Raw genomic sequence first — 19,118 nt, forward strand, 5'->3', positions numbered from 1 at the left:
CGCCTATCGCGCGGCGCCGTCGGCGCCGCCGTCGTGCTGGCCCGGAGTCGCTCCGCCGTCGGCGGGACCCTCGGCGCTGCCGTCCGCGCCACCGTCGTGCTGGCCCGGAGTGGCCCCACCGTCGGCGGGACCCTCGGCGCTGCCGTCCGCGCCACCGTCGTGCTGGCCCGGAGTGGCCCCACCGTCGGCCGGTCCCTCGGCGCTGCCGTCCGCGCCACCGTCGTGCTGGCCCGGGGTCGCTCCGCCGTCGGCCGGACCTTCGAGCCCGCCGCCGCTGGTGGTCTGCATGTCATCGTCGTTGAGTGGCATCGTGCTCCCTCGGATCAACCCGCCCCCGCCGTTGGTCGGGTGCGTCGTGCGGCGGGTGTTACCCCGCGCCCGATCTTCTCTAACCACACTGCACCCCACCGTAGACGCCGGAACCGGTCCACACGTGCCGTTCCTGGGTGCGGCGGGTGGCAGGATGGACGGACCCGACCGGATGGAGGTGCCGATGGACACGCCGTTGAGCCCGGTGACCGAGGACTGGCAGCGGGCGCTGGCGATCGTGGCGCACCCGGACGACCTGGAGTTCGGCGCCGCCGCCGCGATCGCCCGCTGGACCGGCCAGGGCAAGCAGGTGGTGTACTGCCTGGTGACCAGCGGCGAGGCGGGCATCGACGGGATGGCACCGGAGCAGGCCCGCACGGTACGCGAGCAGGAGCAGCGCGCCTCGGCGGAGCTGGTCGGCGTGGACGTCGTCGAGTTCCTCGGCCTGCCCGACGGGATCCTGGAGTACGGCGTACCGCTGCGCCGGGAGCTGGCGGCCGTGGTGCGCCGGCACCGCCCGGAGATCGTCATCACGAACAACTTCCGGGAGACCTGGGACGGCGCGGTCACCCTCAACCAGGCCGATCACATCGCGGTGGGTCGGGCCACGCTGGACGCGGTCCGCGACGCCGGCAACCGGTGGATCTTCCCGGAGCAGCTCACCGACGAGGTCGAGCCGTGGGGTGGCGTCCGTCAGGTGTGGGCGGCCTCGTCGCCGCGCTCCGAGCACGGGGTGGACACCACCGAGACGTTCGCCCAGGGGGTGGCGTCGCTCCAGGCGCACGAGGCGTACCTGACCGGGCTGGGTGACGGCAGCTTCGACGCCGAGGAGTTCCTGGAGGGCGGGGCGCGGCCGGTGGGGAGCCGGTTGGGCGTACGCTACGGCACCTCGTTCGAGGTGTTCCACTTCGACCTCTGGTAGCCGACCGGCCCGACCTCTGGTAGCCGACCGGCCCGACCTCTGGTGGCCGACCGGCCCGCTCCACGCGTGGTGGGGCGGGCCGGTGTCGCCGGTGCACGGGTCAGGGCATGATCCGGGCGAGGTCGTCGGGCATGGTGTCCTTCACCTCGTCCCACTCGCCCTGGGTGACGTGCCGACGCAGGGTGTCCAGCACCACCTGGACCACCCGCTCCGGGCCGCCCTGCACGTCGTACGGGAAGCCCTGGCGGACCTCGTAGAGGAAGTCGTCCCGGTTCAGTTTGATCGGCACGTCGGACGGCTGCCAGCCCTCGAAGTAGATGCCGCGAACCACCATCGGCAACTGGGCGGAGAACTCCACGCTCTCCTGGACCGGCATCCGGTCCCGCAGCAGGTGCAGCACGGTGCGCAGCGCCGCGTACGACTGGTTGCGCTGCTCCTTGGGCCACCCGTACGCCCGCTCGATGTCCTTGAGGATCAGGATGGTCTTGTCCATCGAGGACTCGACCGCCGACTCGAACCGCTCAGACATCAGTCCACCCCCGTAGATCGGTCTCCCACCGTCGGTCGTCGTGCCGTCGCGGCGGCCCCACCGGGCCGCCCCGGGGTCGTACCGGGCTGCTCCCGGCTCGTGGCGCCCGCCGGGTCCGGCCGGACGCGCCGACGACCCGCAGCACCACGCCCTGTCGTCGCTGCCCTACCACCCCAGCCGTCATCGCCCACCACCCCCCGTTCACCACCTTCGGTACCTACCCCCCCACCCTCCCCACCCCCCGGGTGACCCACCCTCACCCCCACCGGATGACCCCCACCCCCGGCCCCCTGCCCCCGCCCCCCGGCCCCCCTCGCTGAGTTGATCAAGAAGTTTTGGCGCTGCTTTCGCACTCGGCAGGTCCCAAACTTCTTGATCAACAGGGCGGGGGCGGGGTGGGGGTGGGGTGGGAGGGCGGGGCGGCGGGTCAGGGGGTGAGGAGGGACTGGAGGTGTTGGGCGTTGGTCTGGGCGTAGTCCCGGAAGCAGTTGTTGAGCAGGACGTGGGTCTGTCGGGTGTCGGCGGCGAGGTCGCGTAGGCGAGGAGCCCAGTCGCGCAGTTCGCGGTCGGAGTAGCGGTAGCCGAACTTCTCGTGGATGTCCCTGCTGGTCCACTTGTCGCTGTGCCCGTGGAAGCGGACCACGGCCAGGTCGGCGGTGGCCGCGAGCACCGGCGGGACCGACGAGCGGTGCCCCTGGGGCATGTCCACGGCGACGTAGGCCAGGTCGTGCTTCCGCAGGAAGTCCAGGGTCTCCTCGGCGTTGTCGCCGTCGAACCAGGAGGCGTGCCGGAACTCGAAGACCGGCCGCAGCGGCGCGCAGCGCCGGTCGACCTCCCGCAGGTACTCCTTGTTGTCCCGCCGGATGGTGAACCAGGGTGGGAACTGGAACAGCAGCGCACCGAGCTTGTCCGCGCGCACCAGCGGGTCGAGGGCGCTGAGGAATCGGGTCCACACCTCCTCGTACGCCTGCCGGGGCAGGTCGTCCGGATAGAGGTGGCGTTTGTCGGTGTCCGGCCGCAGGTCCTTGTAGAGCGCGCTGGGCCGGGTGGGATGGCCGGTGAGCATGCTGAACGCCTTCACGTTGAAGGTGAAGCCGTCCGGCGTGCGGTCGGCCCACAGCCGGGCGGTCCGCTCGGCCGGTGGCGAATAGTACGTGGCGTCGACCTCGACCAGCGGGAACTGCCGGGCGTAGTAGGCCAGCCGTCTCTCCGGCGTGTCGGCGGTCTGCGGATACCAACCGGAGTCCAACAGGGTCCGGTCGGTCCAGGAGGCGGTACCCACCTTGATCTCGCCCATGGGTGGGGTCCCCGCCGCGTCCCGGACCGACCGGTCGCCGACGGCTCAGGCAGCCCGACGCTCGCGGGTCTGCTTGCAGGTCACACAGGTGGTCGCCGACGGGAAGATCTCCAGTCGCTCCACCGGGATCGGCGAGGTGCAGCCCTCGCAGAAGCCGTACGTGCCCTCGGCGAGGCGCGTCAGCGCGTGCTCGAACTGGGCGCGCCGGTCGAGGATGGTCCGCAGCAGTGACTGCGCGGTGTCCCGCTCGGCGGTCTTGGTGCCACTGTCGGCCTGGTCGTCACCGGCGGTGTCGCCCACCTCGACCAGCCGCAGCACGTGGCTCTGCTGCACCGCCTGCTCGTACTCCGCGGACAGCTCGTCGTGGCGGGCCTGCAGGGAGAGTCGGATCTGGTCGATCTCCGCCTGGGATCGGCCCGTGCCGACCGTGTCGTGGACGAGCATCGCTGCCTGCCTTTCCTGAGCCTCGTCATCATCGCGGACGGGACGGTCCCCATCCGGTCATACCGCCCAGGCGAGGACTCCCGGGCGCCGTGAGCCCCGCGAGTACCCATCGCTTCCGCAGGTCAAACCGAGTCGCCGTCGGATTCCACGATCGCGGGCCGGCGCGGGTCGTCAGCGCGTACCACCAGGTCGGCGAAGGCGGCGGGGGTGACCTCCTCGGCGTACCGGGCGAACGCGGGCAGCGTCCAGGCCAGGTCGGGGTCGGTCCGGCGGCGCAGCGCGCCGGGTGACAGTTCCAGGTGGACGACGACGTCGAAGGGTAGTCCGCCGCCGACCAGGAACGTGCCGCTGACCAGCACCACACCGCCGGGCGGCAGGGTGACGTAGTCGGCGCGGCTGGCCCGGTCGGTCCCGGCGTCCCAGAGTGCGGGTAGCAGCCGCCCGGTGCCGTCCGGCCCGGCCGGGTCGAGCACCTCGCGGCGCAGTCCGGCCTCGTCGACCCAGCCCTCGTAGTAGGCGTCCGGATTGGTCCGTCCGCGCTCCAGGCGTACCGAGGCGGGGCGGAGGAAGTCCTCGGCCCGGATGTGCAGCACCGGGCGGCCGAGGGCGCGCAGCGGGTCGATGAGGGCGGTGGCCAGTTCGTCGGGGCGAGCGGCGGGGGCGCCGTCCACGGCCACCCGCAGCCGTCGAATCGGCGAGGCGGAGGCGAACCGCTCGGCCAGTTCGGCGACGAGCAGGTCGGGTGAGACCGGACGTACACGCATCCGACCATCGTGCCCGGTCGCCACCGGGTGCTCGGCACGACCCGGCCGAGCCGGGTCGGGGCACGATGGGCGCGTCGGGGTCTCGGCGGAAGGGCAGTCGAGGTCCGGGCAGGGACCGCGGTCCGGACGGGTCAGGCGGTGCGGTCGAGGGTGACGCGGGCGTCGTCGGCGAGCCGGTAGCCGACGCCGTAGACGGTAGTGACCAGGGGTACGTCGACGCCGACCTTGCCGCGTAGGCGGCGGACGTGCACGTCCACCGTGCGGACCCCCGCGTGTTCGTAGCCCCAGACCGCGTTGAGCAGTTGGAGCCGGGTGAACACCCGGCGGGGGTGCGCGACCAGGTGCAGCAACAGGTCGAATTCGAGCCGGGTCAACGGCAGCGGCTCGCCGTCGCGCAGCACCGAGCGGGACGAGGCGAGGATGTGCAGGTTCGGGATGGTCGGGGTGATCTGCCGCGCGGGGGCGCGTCCGGTGGGGAGACTCTCGGTACGCCGCTCCGGCACCACCGGCGGGCTGGCCACGATCGTGCCCTCGCCGCGTTCCAGCAGTTCCCGGGCCGCGTCGAGCAGCCGCCGGGCGGCCGGTGTCAAGGACTCCTCGCAGACCAGCGGGATCGACAGGGTGACGGTGAGGACGGGTGTGGTGGAGTTGGCCGGACGTCGCTGACCGCCGGGTGGGCGACCGGGAACCGCGGGTTGGGACGTATGCCATCCGGCGCGCGACGATGCGGGGCTGACCGACATGGTCCTCCTTGGCTGGTCCGGGTTTTCCCCACGGCCCCGGGACGCCGCCTTATCGATGCTTCCCGGCGCCCGTGCGAGGGTCAAGGGGCGACCGCGTTGCATGAATGTGACAATTGACCGACACATCGGAGCCGACCGCTCGCTCTGCGTACGAGGCCAGTTGATTACAGCAGAGTCGCAAACTTGACCTGATACGGGGGTCGCTGTCGGGTTTCGGGTTCCCCCGATGGTGTGACGCGCAGTCCACGCGACGGGCGAGGAGCATGCCAGCGTCACGCGTACGGGACAGAACGGTGCGGCGCATCCCGTGACAGGACACGCCGCACCGATCGGTCGGACTCACCGCTGGACGCTCACCCGGGCGTCGTCGGCGAGGCGGTACCCCACTCCGTGGACGGTGGTCAGCAACGGCGTGTCGACGCCCAGCTTGGCCCGCAGCCGACGGACGTGCACGTCGACGGTGCGGGCCACCGCGTGGTCGTAGCCCCAGACCGAGTTGAGCAACTGGAGGCGGGTGAACACCCGACGCGGCCGTTCGGCGAGGAAGAGCAGCAGGTCGTACTCGATGCGGGTCAGCGGGACGTCCCGGTCGCCCAGACGCACCCGGCGCGGCCCGGTGAGGATCTGCACGGTCCGTGGGTCCTCGACGATGGTGGGCCGCTCGACGCCGCCGTCGCCCGACACCCGCCCCTCGCCCGACTCGGCGAGTTCACCCAGCAACTCCAGCAGGCGGTTCAGGCGGGGGCTCGCGGCGGCCGAGGCGAGGTCGACGGTGATGGTCAGGGTCGGCCCGGTGCGCTGCCGCAGCAGCCGGGCGCGGTTCGTACGGCCGGGCGGGGCTTGGCGCGGGCTGATCGCGACGACGGACATGGTGGCCTCCTGGGACTACCGCCACGCCGGGTGGGCGTGGGTGTTCAGTGGGACGCCCGGCCGGCGGTCGCCGGGGACGCGGGGATGGACGGTCTGGCGGGCGGGGTGGGACCGAGCACGGGCAGTCCGACGATCCGCCAGGCGGCGAACCCGCCGATCACGTCGGTCGCCCGGTGCAGGCCGATGTCCTGCAGCGCGGCGGCGGCCAGCGACGAGGTGTAACCCTCCTGGCAGATGACGACCACCGGCACGTCGTACCCGACGGCCTGGGGCAGCCGGGCGGCGCAGCGGGGGTCGAAACGCCACTCCAGCACGTTGCGCTCGACGATCAGCGAGCCCGGCACGGTGCCGTGCGCGGCGCGCTGGGCGGCCGGGCGGATGTCGACCAGCAGGGCACCGGTGCGGTGCGCCACGTGGGCCTGCTCGGGGTCGAGCCGGTCGAGGCGGGTGCGGGCGGCGGCCAGGATCTCGTCGATGCCCCGGGAGCCCGGGGGCGGCACCGACGCCGGACAGCGGGCGGCGACGGAACGGTTCTGCGACATCATCGGTTCCTTCCAAGGGGTACGCGGCCGGGCGCTCGGTCGGGTGGCGACGCGGCGTGGGAGATCACCATGCCACGCCGGCCTCGGCCACCTCGGCGACGAGCAGCCGGCCCTGCGCGAGGCGGTAACGGGTCATCCGGCGCAGCGCCGGGCGGTAGACGTGGACGCTGACCGCGGGTTCGGCGTGCCGGTTGGTCACCACGTGCACGTGCCGTGGCCCGAAGCGGCGGCCGGAGCCGGCGGCGAGCAGGTGCGGGCGCAGCCGCCCGCCGCTGACCGTCTCCTCGGTGAGGACGCCCGCGGCGACCAGGAAGGCACCGGAGGAGCCGCCGTGGTCGTGCAGGTCGGTGCCCTGCCCGGGCAACCAGCTCAGCGCCCACACCTCGTGGTGGTCGTCGGCGTCGAGCCGGGCGTACCACCGGGTCGTCGGGTCGAAGTGCAGCGGCACGGGCCAGTTCGCGGTGTCGGCGGCCCACCGCCGGGCGACGGCGAGCAGGTCCGGCTCGGTGACGGGCAGGGCAGACATGGGGCCTCGCAACGGTCAGCGGTGCGGATACCGGACCAGTCTAGACGGCAAACCCTATAGGTTTAGTAGGTAATCCTACATGCTGGGAAGCGAGTACCGACCGCGCCGAGCGACGTCGTACCGCCACCACTAGCCTGTACCGGTGAGCGAGGAACTCGACGCCGAGACCCTGGAGTTCGCGCACCGGATGTTCGACCTGGCGCGCGACGGCGCGACCACCGAACTCGCCGGTTACGTCGACGCGGGGCTGCCGGTCAACCTGACCAACGAGCGGGGCGACAGCCTGCTGATCCTGGCGGCGTACCACGCCCACCCGGAGACCGTCGCCGCCCTGATCGACCGCGGCGCCGACCACTCGCGTACCAACGACCGGGGTCAGACCGCCCTGGCCGCGGCGGTCTTCCGCAAGAACGCCACGGCGGTCCGCGCGCTGCTCGACGCCGGGGCGGACCCGGACGGAGGCAACCCGTCCGCCGTCCAGACGGCGCAGTTCTTCGACCTGCCGGAGATGCTCACGCTGCTGCGCCCCACGACCTGAGACCGACGGGTCAGCCCGCCGGACGGGCCGCCTCGACGAGGAAGCGCCGGGCGTACGCGACGAACGGCCCCTCGGCCTCGATACGCGCGTGCAGTCGGGCCAGCGCCGGCCGGTGCGCCGCCACGGTGAAGCCGGGTACGGTCCAGACCACCTTGCGCAGGAACCAGACCACCGCGCCGATGTCGTGGAAGACCGTCCGCAGCGTCGCCTCGCGCAGATCCACCACGGTCAGACCGGCGGCACGGGCCTGCGCGACCGCCTGTTCCGGATGCCGGTACGCCGGTGGTGGCAACGGCCCCAGGACGGCCTCGCTGAGTTCGCGGACCGTGCCCGGCCCGATCTGCTGCGACAGGAACGTGCCGCCCGGCCGCAGCACCCGCGCCACCTCCGGCCAGTCGGTCCGCACCGGATGCCGACTGACCACCAGGTCGAAGCAGCCGTCGGCGAAGGGCAGCGGCGCGTCCGGGGACACCGCCACCACGGTCGCGCCGAGCGGGCGCAGGTTCTCCCGGGCCACCGGCACGTTCGGCGGCCACGCCTCGGTCGCCACCAGCCGTCGGGGCGGGCGCGGCACCTCGGCGAGCACCTCTCCCCCGCCGGTGTCGATGTCCAGCGCCGCGTCGACCGTCGCCATCCGCGCCGCCACCAGGCGGGCGTACCCCCAGGGTGGACGGTCCTCGGTGGCCCGACCGGTCAGCCAGTCGAAGCCCCACCCGTCGACCGGGGCGGCCGTCCCCTCGGCGATCAGTTCCTCGAAGCGCGCTGCGGTTGTCGGCATCGGGCCAGCGTCCACGCGCGGCGATGACCCGGCAACCGGATTGCGTGAAAGGAAGGGTCCCCTGCTATCGCCTGGCGTATAGCAGGGGACCCTTCCTTTCATCTCAGTACGGGCGGGGACGGACCACCTCGACGGTGGGGGCGTCCACGCCGCGCAGGGCGTCGAAGCCGGGTGCCGTGGCACCGGCCGACTCGAAGTGGCGCATCAGCCGCGAGCCGAGGTACACCCCGACGCCACCGATCGCCAGCGCGACCACCTCGACCACCAGCAGCGCGGGGGCCGCGCCCCGGTTCGGCGCATCGGCCCGCACCAGGCAGGAGAGCAGGAACAGCCCGGCCATACCGGCGTTGACCAGGTTGAAGGTGATCGCGGTACGGCGGACCCGGTCCGGCGGCACGTCCCACAGGTCGACCATCCCGGCGATCGCGGTCAACGCCGCCGCCACCAGCGCGGCCACCGCCGTCCAGTAGCCGACCTCGCCGAGGAAGACCGGGCCACCGGCCACGTCGGCGAGGTCGAAGATCGTCGCGCAGACGAAGAGCCCGTACGGGAACGTCACCAGCATCGGTTGGATGGGGTGCCCCTGCACCCGCAGCCGGCTCTGCATCGATTCCCCCCTGGGTCGGATCAGCCGTCAGTCCAGGGTGCTACCCGGACGCCGGCCGGGCGAAACGACGCTCAGTTGTCGCGAGGGCGGGAGACCGTGCTGACCAGCCGCTCAGCGACCTCCCGCAACGGGATGGACAGCGACGAGGCGGCGCTGCGCAGCACCTCGAGGGCGTCCTCGGCCGGGCAGCCGCGCTGCGTCATGATCACTCCCACGGCGTGACCGATCACACCCTCGGCGAGCAGCGTGGCGTCCTGCTCACCGACCAGCGCGGCTCGCCGTTCCCGCTCGCGTACGGCGGCCAGCAGCAGACCGGCGTGCTCGGCGAGCAGCATCGCGGTCAACTGGTGGCCGGTGGAGAGCACATCGGACTCCCCCGCGTACAGGTTGACCGCCCCGATCACCTGCTCGTCGATGTCGACCGGTGCGGAGATCACGCCGTGCACTCCGAGTTCCCGGGCACGGGGGGTCCAGTCCGCCCACCGGGACTCGGCGTCGAGGTTCTCGGCACCGACCATCTCCCGGCGGCGGATCGCCTCCATCGCCGGGGTGTCCGGACCGAAGCTCAGGTCGTCCAGCCCGGCGAGCGAAGCGTCGGAGGCGGCCACCCCGGCGGGCTCGCCGGCACGCAGCGCGGTGAAGCCGCACCACCGTACCCCGGCCAGGGCGTCGCGGGTGATGCGTACCAGCGCGGTGAGCGCGGCGTCGAAGTCCTCCACCGCGATCAGTCCGGCGGTGAGTTCCCGCAGTAGGGCTGCCGTCTCCAGCACGCCGAGGCTCTCGGCCAGCGGAGGGCTGGTCTCCAGGTTCACCGGCAGCCCGCCCCGGTACCCGCGGCCAGCGTCGTCACCTGAATCCTCCTCGGTCTGCGCCTCGACCCGACGGCGGCTCCGGTAGCACGGACCCGCCCTACTACCCAGCGATACATGGGTCGAAACGGCGCAAACCGGGGCCCCTCCCAGGGTACGACGACCACCGGGAGGGGCGTGGCCGGGTCAGCGGGAACCGGCTCCGGACAGACGACGGCCGACCGAGGCGATCAGTCGGTCCAGCTCGGAGCCGAACGGGTTGTCGTGCACCAGGTAGGTCCAGGTGGCACTGGGCCGCGACAGCTCGGACTCGTCCGGCTCCCAGTCCTCGTCGAACTCGGTCTCCTCGAAGGTGGCCAGCGTGCGGGCCTCGATCTCGGGCACCAGGTTGGTGAAGGCGGGCACGGCGGCCCGATGGAACTCGTCCAGCGGGTCGAGCCGACCCAGGGCGCGCAGGTGCACACCTTCGCGTACCTCGGAGAGCTCGGCCAGGTGCGCGGCCCAGAGCCGGTCCAGGTGATAGAGCGCGATCGACCGGGCGGCCCGGGCGAGCAGGTCCTCGTCCATCTCGCCGGCCTTGTCGGGCATCTTGTCCAACAGCATCAGCGCCGCGACGTCGCTGGTCAGCAGCCGTTCCCGGCGCTCGGCGAGCGCCTTGCGCTGCTGCTCGATGACCACGCTGTAGCGCCAGGTGTTGCGGTGGATCTCGTGGTTGACGCCCTCCGCGACCCGCTGCGCGTGCTCCACGGCGTAGTCCACCTGCGCGTCGGTGACCAGGCCGTCCGCGTTCATCCGGGGCGAGGCCGGCACGGTGTCGCCGGCGTGCCGGACCACCAGGTCGTCCTCCAGGCTGACGAAGAAGACCGACCCGCCCGGGTCGCCCTGCCGCCCGGCCCGGCCACGGAGCTGGTCGTCGACCCGGCGGCTGTCGTGCCGGCCGCTGCCGATCACGTAGAGGCCACCCAGCTCGGCGACCTGGTCCCGGTCGGCCTGGTCGCTGCCGCCGAGGCGGATGTCGACGCCCCGGCCCGCCATCTGGGTGGAGACGGTCACCGTGCCGTGGGCGCCGGCCTCGGCGATGATCGCCGCCTCCTCGTCGTCGTTCTTGGCGTTGAGCACCACGCAGGGCACACCGGCCGCGTGCAGACCGGCGGCGAGCTGCTCGGACTCCTTGACGTCGAGCGTGCCGACCAGCACCGGGCGCCCGTCGGCGTGGCAGCGCCGGATCTCGTCGATCAGCGCCTCCTCCTTCTCGGCCCGGGTGGCGTAGATGCGGTCCGGCTCGTCCACCCGCACGCACGGGGTGTTCGGCGGGATCACCGCGACCTCCAGGCCGAAGAACTCCCGGAGCTGGTCGCCGACCAGCACCGCGGTCGCGGTCATGCCGCACACCTTCGGGTAGAGGCCGATGTACGCCTGCACGGCGATGGTGCCCAGCACCTCGCCCTCGGCCGTGGCGTCCAACCCCTCCTTGGCCTCGACCGCGGCCTGGAGCCCGTCGGGCCAGCGCCGCCGCTGGGCGACCCGCCCGCGCATCTCGTCGATCAACTCGACCGTGCCGTCCCGGACGATGTAGTCCACGTCCCGGTGCAGCAGGGCGTGCGCGTGCAGCGCCACGTTCACCGCGGAGAGCTGCTCGACGTTCTCCTCGTCGTACAGGTCGATGCCGAGCTTCGCCTCGACGGCGGCCAGGCCGGCGGAGGTGAAGGCGGCGCTGCGGCCGTCCTCGGCGACGGTGTAGTGCTTGCCCTTGCGCAGGCCGCGCACCAGCCCGGCGGCGGTGTGCACCGGGTCCTGCTCGCCCGGCACCGAACCGGCGAGCACCATCGGCACCCGGGCCTCGTCGATCAGGATCGAGTCCGCCTCGTCGACGATGGCGGTGCGCAGCGGCGGCTGGACCCGGTCGGCGATGTCGGTGACGAGCTGGTCGCGCAGGAAGTCGAAGCCCGCCTCGCTGACCGAGACGTAGGTCACGTCGCAGGCGTACGCGGCCCGGCGCTCGATCGGGGTGGACGCCTCGTTGACCCAGCCGACGGTGAGCCCGAGCAGCGTGTAGACCGGCTCCATCCACTGGGCGTCGCGACGGGCCAGGTAGTCGTTGACGGTGAGCACGTGCACCGGGCCGTTGCCGAGCCGGACGTGCCCGTACGCGGCGATCGCGGCGGTCAGCGTCTTGCCCTCACCGGTGGCCATCTCGGCGACCTTGCCGGAGAGCAGCGACATCGCGCCGAGGAGCTGGACGTCGTACGGCCGTTGGTCGAGACCTCGGCGGGCGGCCTCGCGGCCGAGCGCACAGATCTCCTCGTAGCTCGACGCGGCGTCGGCGGCCTCGGTGAGTTCGGCGTCGTCGAACGCCGAGACCTTCTCCTCGCGGGCCTCGATGGCCGGCAGCAGCTTCTCCAGCGGGGCCAGATCGACCGTGGTCCCCGGGCGCTGGAGGAACCGGCGGAACCTGGTCTTCAACCGTTGCGACACACCCATGAGCCGCAACGGTACGCGACCGGAGGCCGGTTGTGACGGCCCGACCGGCGTGCCGTCGCGCGAACCGACCCCCTAGCCCGCTCCCCCGACCCTTCGGCGACGATGACTGCGCAGGTCAGCGAGGACTCGGGCGGCATCGGGTCCCGAACGGGTTCCGCGTCGGGTACGTGCCCGGAGCGCCCGCAATCAAACGTTCATCCGGCGGGAACGTGGCCGGCGCACGGTGGTGATCAAGCTGGGGGATGGATCCGATTAGCGTGCGGGGTGCTGGGAAATCCGACTCCCGGTCTTCCCGCGACGATCAGGGGGTGCCTGTGCGGAACACTGAATCTCTGGTCTCGCCCGTGGTGGAGGCCTGGGCCACGTATCGGACGACCTCGGCGGCCGACTGGCCGACGCGGCGGCTGCTGCGGGCCAAGGGCGACAGCCGGGTCAGCGTGGTGCTGCCGGCGCGCAACGAGGAGGCCACCGTCGGGGCGATCGTGTCGACCATCCGCGAGCACCTGATGGACCGGGTGCCGCTGGTCGACGAGCTGATCGTGGTCGACTCGCGGTCCACCGACCGGACCGCCGAGGTGGCGCGGGCGGCTGGCGCCGAGGTCGTCGGCCAGGACGCGATGACCCAGGGGCTGCCCCGGCTGACCGGCAAGGGCGACGCGCTCTGGGCCGGTCTGGCCGCGGCGGAGGGTGACGTGGTGGCGTTCGTCGACGCCGACCTGCGGGAGTTCCGCCCGCACTTCGTCACCGGGCTGATCGGCCCGCTGCTCACCGACCCCTCGGTCGACTTCGTCAAGGGCTTCTACCACCGGCCTCTGATCAACACCAGCGGGGTGGAGGCCGACGGCGGCGGCCGGGTGACCGAGCTGATGGCCCGTCCGATGCTCAACCTCTTCTGGCCGGAGCTGGCCGGTTTCGTGCAGCCGCTGGCCGGTGAGTACGCCGGGCGTCGTGAGGTGCTGGCCCGGGTGCCCTTCGTCTCCGGCTACGGCGTGGAGACCGCGATGCTGATCGACCTGCTGGAACTCGTCGGGCTGGACGCGTTGGCGCAGGTCGACCTGGGCGAGCGCAAGCACCGGCACCAGGACACCGCCGCGCTGGGCCGGATGTCCGCGCAGATCATGCTCACCGCCTGGTCGCGGTTGCAGCGCCGGGGCTGGGCCAGCCCGGACGTGCTGCCCACCGCGCTGCTCACCCAGTTCCGGCGGGGCGGCTCCGACGCGCTGCCGAACCTGGACCGGGAGATCGTGGTCAGCGACGTGTCGGTCCAGGAGCGTCCGCCGCTGGCGGAGCTTCGACACCGGGTGCCGAGGCGGCGGGTGGTCGCCGCCTCGTAGCGCCGCTCGCCGCGGTAGCGCTCCCACGTCCCCGGTGGTACACGGGGACGGGTCGGCGCTGCCCGGCGCGGTTTCGTCGGGCCATCGGCCGGGTAGTTGGCAGGCCTTGCGGCGGGCGAGACAAGTCGAGGGCGGAGATGGCGAGTCGGATCATCTGTGAGGTAGACGACGGAGCAGCGGTCACCGTCGTCCGGCTCGCCGGCACTCTCGACCTGACCACCACGCGGATGGCCTACGGGGTGCTGGACCGCTGTCTGTCCGACCAGCCGGACGCGCTGGTGGTGGATCTGTCCGGGCTGCGGGTGGAGGACCCGTTGGCGGTGTCGGTCTTCGCCGCCGCCGCCCGTCGGGCCGCCGGTTGGCCGGTGGTGCCGATGGTGCTCTGCGCGCCGGGCGCGACGGCGACCACGCTGACCGACTCGACGGTCTGCCGGGTGGTGCCGATGCGGCGCTCCTGTGACGAGGCGACCCGGGTGGCCGGCGCGTCGGCCGTACCCCGGCTGCGGGTGCGTCTGGAGCCGGTGGCGGCGGCCTGCCGACGGGCCCGGGAGCTGGTCGTCGACGCCTGCGGGCGGTGGAACCTGCCGGAGGCGGTCGGCCCGGCCTCGGTGGTGCTCAGCGAGCTGGTCGGCAACGTGGTCCGGCACGCCGGTACGCCGATGCAGGTGACCGTGACGCTGCGGCGGCCGTGGCTGCACCTGGCGGTGGTCGACGGGAGCAGCGCGCCGGCCCAGCCGGGCCGGTCCGGGCACCGCGACGAGGGCGGCCGGGGCCTGCTGCTGGTGCGCGAGCTGACCGAGCGCTGGGGCAGCGCGCCGGCCGGCGACGGAAAGGCCGTTTGGGCCACGCTGCCGGCTAATTGACCGAAATTACCCCTCTCGCCTGGTTACATGGTCGACGGGGCGGGTAGCCACGCCCGTCCTTTTGCGTCGTCAGCGGGGTGAGAGCGCATGCCCAAGCGGGTAACCACCGAACCCGGACAGGACCGAGGGCCGGCCATCCTGGCACCGGCCCGGTTCGGCGGCTATCCGGGCCCGCTGCGCAAGCCGTTGCCGGGCGCGAAGCTGGTCAGGTTCCTGGCCACCACCGACCACAAGCAGATCGGGCTGCTCTATCTGCTCACCTCGTTCGGCTTCTTCGTGCTGGCCGGGATCGAGGCGATGCTGATCCGCGCCGAGCTGGCCCGCCCGGGTCTGCAGTTCCTCTCGCCGGAGCAGTACAACCAGTTGTTCACCTCGCACGGCGCGGTGATGTTGCTGCTGTTCGCCACGCCCGCCGCGTTCGGGTTCGGCAACTACATCGTGCCGATCCAGATCGGCGCGCCGGACGTGTCGTTCCCCCGGCTCAACGCGCTGGCGTACTGGCTGTACCTGTTCGGCGGGCTGATGGTGATCGGCGGCTTCCTCACCCCGCAGGGCTCGGCCGACTTCGGGTGGACCGCGTACACGCCGTTGAGCACCGTGGAGCACTCCCCCGGCGTCGGCGCGAACATGTGGGTGGTCGGACTGGTGGTGTCGGGTCTGGGCACCATCCTCGGCGCGGTCAACCTGATCACCACGATCCTGACGCTGCGCGCGCCCGGCATGACCATGTTCCGGCTGCCGATCTTCACCTGGAACATGCTGTTCACCAGCGTGCTGGTGATCCTGGTCTTCCCGCTGCTCGCCGCCGCGCTGCTGGCGTTGACCGCCGACCGGCTGCTCGACGCGCAGGTGTTCAACCCGGACACCGGCGGGCCGATGTTGTGGCAGCACCTGTTCTGGTTCTTCGGGCACCCCGAGGTCTACATCATCGCGCTGCCGTTCTTCGGCATCATCACCGAGGTCATCCCGGTCTTCTCCCGTAAGCCGATCTTCGGTTACACCGGCCTGGTGCTGGCCACCATCGCGATCACCGTGCTGTCGATGACGGTGTGGGCGCACCACATGTTCGCCACCGGCCAGGTGCTGCTGCCGTTCTTCAGCATCCTCAGTTATCTGATCGCGGTGCCGACCGGGGTGAAGTTCTTCAACTGGATCGGCACGATGTGGAAGGGACAGCTCACCTTCGAGACGCCGATGCTCTTCTCCATCGGTTTCCTGGTGACCTTCCTGCTCGGCGGCCTCACCGGCGTCCTGTTGGCGAGCCCGCCGGCCGACTTCCACACCCACGACACCTACTTCGTGGTGGCGCACTTCCACTACGTGGTCTTCGGCACGGTGGTCTTCGCGCTCTTCGCCGGCTTCTACTTCTGGTGGCCCAAGATGACCGGGCGGCTGCTCGACGAGCGGCTCGGCAAGATCCATTTCTGGACCATGTTCGTCGGCTTCCACGGCACCTTCCTGGTGCACCACTGGCTGGGCAACGAGGGCATGCCCCGCCGGTACGCCGACTATCTGCCCACCGACGGCTTCACCACGCTCAACACCATCTCCAGCGTCTTCTCGTTCGTGCTGGGCGCGTCCACGTTGTTCTTCATCTGGAACGCCTGGAAGTCCTGGCGGTTCGGCGCCCAGGTGACGGTGGACGACCCGTGGGGTTTCGGCAACTCCCTGGAGTGGGCCACCACCTGCCCGCCGCCGCTGCGCAACTTCGACCGGATGCCGCGGATCCGCTCCGAGCGTCCGGCCTTCGACGCCAAGTACGGCGAACTCGTCTCCGACCTGGGTCGCGACCTTCCGCAGCGGACGGTCAAGCCGCCGCAGGACTTCCGCGACGAACTGCACCGCGAGACGCATCCGCCCGAGTCGCCGGCCGCCGGGGGCGCGCACGGCGCGCCGGAGGCCGAGGCGTACCAGCCCGCGCCGCAGTCCGGGGCCCGGCCGGTGCAGGTGCCGACGCCGGAGGAGGTACGCCGGCCCAGCTTCGCCGACACCGACGAGCCGGAGGACGACCCGCTGGGCGCGGAGCGTCGGGAGCAGAACGACCGCTGGCGGCATCCGCGCGGACGCGGCGACGGCACCGAGAACTGAGTCGGCTCGCACGTGTGACCGGTCCGGGGGACGCGCGGGGCAAAGCGTTAGGAGGGGTCCCCTGCTAGGCACGAGGCGTGAGCAGGGGACCCCTCCTTACCGAACCGTCGTCCGCGCCGTCTTCGTGGTCGCCTCGGACTCGGCCGGACCGTTCTGCCACGGCGGCGGCGCGTCGGCGAGCATCGCCTGACGCAGCCAGGTCAGCGCCCGGGACAGCAGTCGGGACACGTGCATCTGGGAGATGCCGAAGCGGGCGGCGATCTCGGCCTGGGTCTGGTTGCCGTAGAAGCGCATCGCCAGGATCCGTCGTTCCCGCCAGGGCAGCCGGTGCAGCAGCCCGCTGACCGTCACCCGGTCGTCGACCGACTCCAGCGCGATGTCCGACTCGCCGACCAGGTCACCGAACTCGGCCGAGCTCTCCCCGCCGACCGGCGCGTTCAGCGAGGCCGGGCTGTAGCCGGCCGCCGACTCCAGCGCGGCGAGGATCTCCTCCTCCGGCGTCTCCAGTCGCTTGGACAGCTCCGCGACCGTGGGCGCCCGGGACAGTTCGCTGGTCAGGGCCGCCGTCGCCTGCCCGACCTCCAGGATCAGGTCGCGCAGCCGTCGGGGCACGTGCACACCCCAGGTGCGATCCCGGAAATGCCGCTTGATCTCGCCCACGATGGTGATCGCGGCGTACGCGGTGAAGGAGCCGCGTTCCGGGTCGTACCGGTCGACGGCGTTGACGAGTCCCAGACGGGCCACCTGCTCCAGGTCCTCCAGCGGTTCCCCGCGTCCCCGGTAGCGGCGGGCCAGCCGACCCGCGAACGGCAACGCGAAGCGGACCAGGTCGTCCCGTGCCTCCTGGCGTCGCTCGGGCGGCAGTCCCTCGATCCGGGCCGCGTACGCGAGCGCCGCGGCGTCGAGATCCTCCAGCCCCCGGTCCGTCGGTGGTGGTGTGGTGGTGGTCTGTCCGAACATCCGCGCCTCCCTCAGGAAGGACCCCGCCCGGATTGGTGGACACCGGGCACGCGCGTGGACACGCACGGGCCGAAGAGTGGTTTGGTGATTGGGATGCCAGCGGGCGACGCCACGCCGCGGCACGGTGATCAGCCTGTCGCAGCCGGCGGTGTTCCCGCTCCGTAGGTACTCAATCACGGCGGCGCGGGTTCGCGAGGATGTTTCGTCAGCCCCGCCTCAACGGATGAGCAGGCCGTGGGCGGTGCCGCCGGCGCGCAGCGCGGCCAGCGCGTCGGGCACCGTCAGCGGCGGCGGGGCGGGCAGGTCGTACGGCTGGGCGCGGAGCACCTCGGTGGCCCGGCGGGTGGGCACGGAGGTGACCGGGTACCCGCGGGCGGTGGCCCGGTCCAGGGCCCGACGTCGACGGCCGAACCCGGCGACGGCCAACCACTGCGGCAGCCCGGCCAGCGCCGGTGAGCGCACCCCGGGCGGCTCGGGGAGTACGTCCACCGAGGCGAACGGCTCACTGCCGGCCAGCCACCACTCGGCCTGCTCGACGCTGCGTCGGGTCGCGTTCTCGCACCAGTACGGCACCATCCCCGCCCGCACCACCTGCCACGGGTCGAGCAGTCGACCGCATTCCACCACCAACCGGTCACCGGTCTTGCCGGCGGCGCGCAGCCAGCGACGGTACAGGTCGGCGACGGCGGCGCTGAGCACTTCCGGCCCCGGGAACAGCAGCCGGTGCACCGGATGCCCGGCGCGGGCGGTCCACTGCCGGACGGCGCGGTCCAGACCGGGCTCCACGCCGTGCTCGGCGGCGGCCGGCGGAGCGGAGATCTCCGGCGGCTCCCAGTTCACGCCGTCTCCCCCGGCGGAGCGCAGCACCTGCCGCAGCGCGTGGCTGTCCGGGTGGAAGTCGACCGGTTCCAGCCCGCTGGCCGGGCAGCCGACCTGGAAGCTGTGCCCGTCGGCGGCGTCGTGCACCGGCCAGGTCCGTGCGTCGCTGAGCACCAGCACCGGAGCGCCCGGCGTCAACCGGTCGGTCAGGAACCGGCGGTACGCCGCCGGCAGCGTCCGCCACCGGGCGGTCAACGCGACCGTCACACCGGCCAGCGAGCCCCGGCTGGCCGGGCAGTGCACCTGACGGACGTGCAGGTCGGGGTTACCGGCCAGCAGCCGCCCGGCGAGGGCGGCGCCGTGGTCCAGGGCGGCGCGGGGGCGGTCCACCGCGCCGCGCGGCCAGTGCGCGGTCATCTCGAAGCCGGCGGGCAGCCACGGTATCCGCAGCGCGGTCGCCAGGTGGGCGGCGGCACCGTGCGGCGAGCCCAGCAGCACGCCGGGATACCGGCCGCGCGGGTACTGGTCGACGAACCACCCGGCCACCCGGGCGGCGTCGACCTCGGCGGCCTGCCCGGCGGTCAGGGCCACTCGACCGGCGGTGCGGGCGGCGGCGGCCCGGCGGATCGGGTCCGGGGTGCCGGCGAACCGGGACACCGGGCCGACGTGTCCGATGTCGGCGCAGTCGGTACCGCGGAGCGCGCGGGCGATGGCGGCGACCAGGATCCGGGCGGTGCTACCCACCGCGACGACCCGGTCGCCGGTCAGCCCCGCACCCGCTGCCGTGAGTCCCGGGCGCGATCCTCGCGCCGGCCCCACCGTGCCCCGTTCGCTCACGCGGCCCGGCTTCCCGCCCGGATGCGGCTTAAACAGGGCATCCCTTCCCCGAGCGGGA

20 protein-coding genes are annotated in these 19,118 nt (G+C 72.5%); 5 read left to right on the top strand and 15 right to left on the bottom strand.

The genetic code is table 11. The features are described 5' to 3' along the window. Positions 1-3 precede the first annotated feature (3 nt). Complete coding sequence (locus tag ACIBMZ_RS17365; RefSeq protein ID WP_176094334.1) at positions 4-309, bottom strand: hypothetical protein; 306 nt, start codon at positions 307-309, stop codon at positions 4-6. Between the two features lie 154 nt (positions 310-463). Here ACIBMZ_RS17365 and ACIBMZ_RS17370 point away from each other — a divergent pair, with 154 nt between their 5' ends. Next, entirely contained in the window at positions 464-1,231 is a 768-nt protein-coding gene (locus tag ACIBMZ_RS17370) for a PIG-L deacetylase family protein (protein WP_396694846.1), read from the top strand. A gap of 100 nt (positions 1,232-1,331) precedes the next feature. Here the strand turns inward: ACIBMZ_RS17370 and ACIBMZ_RS17375 are convergent, their stop codons facing one another. The 8 genes from ACIBMZ_RS17375 to ACIBMZ_RS17410 form a co-directional block, all read right to left on the bottom strand. Beyond that, complete coding sequence (locus ACIBMZ_RS17375) at positions 1,332-1,760, bottom strand: DUF2267 domain-containing protein (protein ID WP_396694848.1); 429 nt, start codon at positions 1,758-1,760, stop codon at positions 1,332-1,334. A gap of 427 nt (positions 1,761-2,187) precedes the next feature. After that, a complete protein-coding gene (locus tag ACIBMZ_RS17380; protein WP_396694850.1) occupies positions 2,188-3,057 on the bottom strand; it encodes a DUF72 domain-containing protein in 870 nt (289 codons plus the stop codon). Between the two features lie 45 nt (positions 3,058-3,102). Further along, positions 3,103-3,501, bottom strand: a complete 399-nt coding sequence (locus tag ACIBMZ_RS17385) for a TraR/DksA C4-type zinc finger protein (RefSeq protein WP_131057494.1) — start codon at positions 3,499-3,501, stop codon at positions 3,103-3,105. Between the two features lie 122 nt (positions 3,502-3,623). Further along, positions 3,624-4,265, bottom strand: coding sequence for a uridine kinase (locus ACIBMZ_RS17390; RefSeq protein WP_396694853.1), 642 nt, complete (start codon positions 4,263-4,265; stop codon positions 3,624-3,626). A 131-nt stretch (positions 4,266-4,396) separates the two neighbouring features. Next, entirely contained in the window at positions 4,397-5,008 is a 612-nt protein-coding gene (locus ACIBMZ_RS17395) for a winged helix-turn-helix domain-containing protein (RefSeq protein WP_396694855.1), read from the bottom strand. 339 nt (positions 5,009-5,347) lie between these two features. Continuing rightward, the gene (locus ACIBMZ_RS17400) at positions 5,348-5,791 is read right to left on the bottom strand and encodes a winged helix-turn-helix domain-containing protein (RefSeq protein ID WP_396695356.1); all 444 of its coding nucleotides are present in this window, start codon (positions 5,789-5,791) and stop codon (positions 5,348-5,350) included. A gap of 131 nt (positions 5,792-5,922) precedes the next feature. Beyond that, positions 5,923-6,420 (bottom strand): rhodanese-like domain-containing protein, encoded by a 498-nt coding sequence (locus tag ACIBMZ_RS17405; RefSeq protein WP_396694857.1) that lies wholly within the window; start codon positions 6,418-6,420, stop codon positions 5,923-5,925. A 64-nt stretch (positions 6,421-6,484) separates the two neighbouring features. Continuing rightward, a complete protein-coding gene (locus ACIBMZ_RS17410) occupies positions 6,485-6,946 on the bottom strand; it encodes a cysteine dioxygenase (protein WP_396694859.1) in 462 nt (153 codons plus the stop codon). Between the two features lie 142 nt (positions 6,947-7,088). Between ACIBMZ_RS17410 and ACIBMZ_RS17415 the strand changes: the two genes are divergently transcribed. After that, the gene (locus ACIBMZ_RS17415) at positions 7,089-7,484 is read left to right on the top strand and encodes an ankyrin repeat domain-containing protein (RefSeq protein ID WP_396694861.1); all 396 of its coding nucleotides are present in this window, start codon (positions 7,089-7,091) and stop codon (positions 7,482-7,484) included. Positions 7,485-7,494: 10 nt separating this feature from the next. On the opposite strand, the gene ACIBMZ_RS17420 is transcribed toward ACIBMZ_RS17415, so the two are convergent. The 4 genes from ACIBMZ_RS17420 to secA2 all read right to left on the bottom strand — a co-directional run bounded on the left by ACIBMZ_RS17420 (position 7,495) and on the right by secA2 (position 12,159). After that, complete coding sequence (locus ACIBMZ_RS17420; RefSeq protein WP_396694863.1) at positions 7,495-8,262, bottom strand: class I SAM-dependent methyltransferase; 768 nt, start codon at positions 8,260-8,262, stop codon at positions 7,495-7,497. A gap of 103 nt (positions 8,263-8,365) precedes the next feature. Beyond that, complete coding sequence (locus ACIBMZ_RS17425; RefSeq protein WP_396694865.1) at positions 8,366-8,869, bottom strand: DUF2231 domain-containing protein; 504 nt, start codon at positions 8,867-8,869, stop codon at positions 8,366-8,368. Between the two features lie 71 nt (positions 8,870-8,940). Continuing rightward, complete coding sequence (locus tag ACIBMZ_RS17430; protein ID WP_396694867.1) at positions 8,941-9,681, bottom strand: ANTAR domain-containing protein; 741 nt, start codon at positions 9,679-9,681, stop codon at positions 8,941-8,943. Between the two features lie 183 nt (positions 9,682-9,864). After that, positions 9,865-12,159: an accessory Sec system translocase SecA2 gene (gene secA2 / locus ACIBMZ_RS17435; protein WP_396694869.1), complete on the bottom strand. Its 2,295-nt coding sequence runs from the start codon at positions 12,157-12,159 to the stop codon at positions 9,865-9,867. Positions 12,160-12,506: 347 nt separating this feature from the next. Here secA2 and ACIBMZ_RS17440 point away from each other — a divergent pair, with 347 nt between their 5' ends. The 3 genes from ACIBMZ_RS17440 (at position 12,507) to ctaD (ending at position 16,444) form a co-directional block, all read left to right on the top strand. Continuing rightward, positions 12,507-13,493 (top strand): glucosyl-3-phosphoglycerate synthase, encoded by a 987-nt coding sequence (locus tag ACIBMZ_RS17440; RefSeq protein ID WP_396695358.1) that lies wholly within the window; start codon positions 12,507-12,509, stop codon positions 13,491-13,493. 137 nt (positions 13,494-13,630) lie between these two features. Next, on the top strand, positions 13,631-14,356 hold the full coding sequence (locus ACIBMZ_RS17445) for an ATP-binding protein (protein ID WP_396694871.1): 726 nt from the start codon (positions 13,631-13,633) through the stop codon (positions 14,354-14,356). Positions 14,357-14,443: 87 nt separating this feature from the next. Next, on the top strand, positions 14,444-16,444 hold the full coding sequence (ctaD, locus tag ACIBMZ_RS17450; protein WP_396694873.1) for a cytochrome c oxidase subunit I: 2,001 nt from the start codon (positions 14,444-14,446) through the stop codon (positions 16,442-16,444). A gap of 96 nt (positions 16,445-16,540) precedes the next feature. Here ctaD and ACIBMZ_RS17455 read toward each other — a convergent pair whose 3' ends face one another. After that, positions 16,541-17,404, bottom strand: coding sequence for a SigB/SigF/SigG family RNA polymerase sigma factor (locus ACIBMZ_RS17455; protein ID WP_396694875.1), 864 nt, complete (start codon positions 17,402-17,404; stop codon positions 16,541-16,543). A 216-nt stretch (positions 17,405-17,620) separates the two neighbouring features. Beyond that, positions 17,621-19,042, bottom strand: coding sequence for a hypothetical protein (locus ACIBMZ_RS17460; RefSeq protein ID WP_396695360.1), 1,422 nt, complete (start codon positions 19,040-19,042; stop codon positions 17,621-17,623). Positions 19,043-19,118: the final 76 nt, after the last annotated feature.

The sequence above is a fragment of the Micromonospora sp. NPDC049900 genome (assembly GCF_044461025.1).
Lineage (GTDB): Bacteria > Actinomycetota > Actinomycetes > Mycobacteriales > Micromonosporaceae > Micromonospora.